The organism is Vibrio sp. V42_P2S4T144 (assembly GCF_009904715.1).
GTDB classification, from domain to species: Bacteria; Pseudomonadota; Gammaproteobacteria; order Enterobacterales; family Vibrionaceae; genus Vibrio; species Vibrio alginolyticus.
In genome coordinates this window covers 1-2598 of the sequence record NZ_WXWS01000122.1, presented here as the reverse complement: position 1 = coordinate 2598, position 2598 = coordinate 1, and the positions used below count along the sequence as shown (strand labels likewise).

At 41.6% G+C, this 2598-nt stretch carries 5 protein-coding genes; 3 read left to right on the top strand and 2 right to left on the bottom strand.

Annotation, left to right across the window (positions count from 1 at the left end; translation table 11 throughout):
- The first annotated feature begins 93 nt into the window (after nucleotides 1-93).
- The 3 genes from CAG68_RS04095 to CAG68_RS04085 are packed head-to-tail and all read left to right on the top strand — an operon-like array spanning nucleotide 94 to nucleotide 2055.
- Nucleotides 94-354, top strand: coding sequence for a hypothetical protein (locus tag CAG68_RS04095; RefSeq protein WP_005375908.1), 261 nt, complete (start codon nucleotides 94-96; stop codon nucleotides 352-354).
- A gap of 29 nt (nucleotides 355-383) precedes the next feature.
- Complete coding sequence (locus CAG68_RS04090) at nucleotides 384-1613, top strand: PP2C family protein-serine/threonine phosphatase (protein WP_054730367.1); 1230 nt, start codon at nucleotides 384-386, stop codon at nucleotides 1611-1613.
- Complete coding sequence (locus CAG68_RS04085; RefSeq protein WP_054730369.1) at nucleotides 1594-2055, top strand: ATP-binding protein; 462 nt, start codon at nucleotides 1594-1596, stop codon at nucleotides 2053-2055. Before CAG68_RS04090 ends, CAG68_RS04085 begins: the two co-directional genes overlap by 20 nt.
- Nucleotides 2056-2125: 70 nt before the next feature.
- On the opposite strand, the gene CAG68_RS04080 is transcribed toward CAG68_RS04085, so the two are convergent.
- Both CAG68_RS04080 and CAG68_RS22305 read right to left on the bottom strand, forming a co-directional pair.
- A complete protein-coding gene (locus CAG68_RS04080; RefSeq protein WP_025767706.1) occupies nucleotides 2126-2317 on the bottom strand; it encodes a hypothetical protein in 192 nt (63 codons plus the stop codon).
- A 34-nt stretch (nucleotides 2318-2351) separates the two neighbouring features.
- On the bottom strand, nucleotides 2352-2598 hold a 247-nt coding region (locus CAG68_RS22305), incomplete at its 5' end, for an Hpt domain-containing protein (protein WP_237667838.1).

Here is a 2598-nt window from a genome sequence, read left to right as displayed (position 1 = left end):
CAATTTGCTTCGTTGCGTTTTAGAGCCTCGAGCTCTTGGTCCGTAGACGCTCTCTTTCATCATGGAAAGTCTAATAATAGACAAGGAGAGGTCATGAATATTCAAGTGAAAACTATCAATAATATTCTAATAGCCCTGTTAATGGTTTCGGTTTTTGGTCTATTCGCACTGTACCTCAATTACACACAGCAGAATGAACAGATTGAAAGGCTGCAAAGTCAGTTAATCGAAAAAGAGCATCAGATACTAATTTCTAATGAAGCGTTGTCTTACACTCGATATCAACACCAATTATTAGCCGAAGACTACAGCCGTTTTAGAAATGAGCAGTCAGTGACTAGTGTTTTGCGTTAGCCAGTATAGCAACCACTTTAAGGAGGCAGATGAAACCCATTCTTTTGGTCGATGACAGTAAAACAGTACTGCTTTACATCAGCAGTGCATTGGAAAAGCAAGGCTATGAAGTGCTTGCTGTTGAAGACGGACGAGCGGCGCTCGAAGTGCTAACCCACCGCCCTGATATTCAGTTTGTGCTGAGTGATTTAATGATGCCTGGAATTAATGGTATTGAATTGTGTCGCCAATTAAAATCTAAAGTTAGCGAACGTTACATTTTCTTTGTTCTACTGTCTTCTAGAAATGACCAAAGTTCGATCGTGAAAGGCATTGATGCTGGCGCAGATGATTTCGTAGATAAGAAGACGTCTGTAGAGGAACTTCAGGCCAGAATCCGTGCGGGGTTTCGTACTTTAGAACTGCACAACAAACTCGTTGAGAGAAATAAAGAGCTAGATGCGGCCTATCAAACAATCCACCAAGACCTACAGTCTGCGAGTCATCTGATGGAGCAACTACTCCCTTCTGAATCAACTATCCAAAATATACAGTTTAGTTATGTCTACAAACCATGCTCCCAGATTGGTGGTGATATGTTGGGGTATTTGGAGCTCGATGAACAACATGTTGCGTTTTATGTATTTGATGTTTCTGGTCATGGTATTTCTTCAGCTTTGATGGCTTTTTCTATTCAACAGACGCTATCTCAAAGTCAGGGGCCTGATTCGATCACGATGGAGTTGAGAGATGACGGCTATTGCGTAAGTGAGCCTGCATCTGTGATTGAACGGCTAAATCGGCGTTATCAGCAAACTAGAAACAGTCAACTTTACTTTACTATGGCTTACGCCATTCTTAACACAAAATCAGGGCAACTTAGCTATTGCACGGCTGGCCACCCCAGGATCTTAGTTTGGCGAGCGAGTACGAAAACGATGGAGCAGATAGGTGATGATAACTTTATCGTTGGTGCAATGCAGCCGATGGAATATAGCGGTAACCAAATTAGTCTAGATGAGGGCGATGCATTGTGGCTTTATTCGGATGGTTTGATTGAAGCGAGGCAGGGTGAGGAGATGTTTTCACTACAACGATTGGCATCGAGTATAAAAGCTGTTTGCACGCTGCCAGTTGAAGATCAAGTGGGAGACGTCTTTAAAAAAGTACAATCTTGGCACAACGAAGATGAGTTTGATGATGATGCCAGCCTTTTACAGGTAAAATGGCATGGTGAGAGGCTCGATTTTAAGGAAAAGAATGTCAAAGAGCGAATTTAAACGAACTTACGGGAGCTCCCTTACTCACTCACGAAGTGCGAGCAAAGACGTTGTTCGGTTTTTGATGGGTCATCAAATCCCCTTAAATGCAATTCAATCATTGGAGCTTTGTGTCGTTGAGCTCATGAATAACGCTTATATTCATTCTTACAGTGAAATAGAAGGCCTGCCAATTGAAGTGGAGTGTAGGGTTGGGGATGACCAAGTGTCCGGTTTCGTGGAACTGAGAGTCTCTGATTGCGGAGCGCCGATCAATGAAAAGACGTTCACCCAACATAAAAATAAACAGATTGAGGCACCTAACTTAATGGATGACGATAGTTGGTCCTCCTCTGGTCGCGGACTGATGTTAGTCGCTCAATTATCTGACCTGTTTAAATTGGAAAAAGGTTTCGAAAACAATACGTTTGTTGTCGTGAAAAGGAATTGGGAGAGAAACTAACAACCAAGCAAAGTCGATTTGCTTCACTTGGTCCCTAGCGTTAATCTGACGGTTGCGTTGTATATCATTGTTATTTTGTATTCGTTGTTGGTGCTGGTGATAGTAACGCCTCCAACTCTTCTGGTGTTAGAATATCACTGATGTTTAACATATTACTTTCATCATCTAGCGCCATCTTTGTACGGCTAAGTAAGTACCTTTTTTGAGTTGGTGTTAGGTCTTTGAGAGACTCAATCAACTCCCTGAAATTGCTATTATTCATTGCCATATTTCCCCCAGTTAAGCCTTGAATTTCTTTATTGCATATTCTTCAAGTAAGCGAAGATTTGTTGATTAATTGCAGCTAGCTCTTTAGTAACTATAGCTATATCTGAGCTATCTGGCGCTGTATCGTTTCTGGTTTTTTCTTCTATTCTTTGAAACGCAATGACCGCGGTGTCTTCTCCGAAACTCTCTAGAATGCCCTTTAAACTATGAGCTAATAGATAGAGTTCTGACCAACATCTGCTTGCATATAGCTCATCTATACGCTCTATATCATTC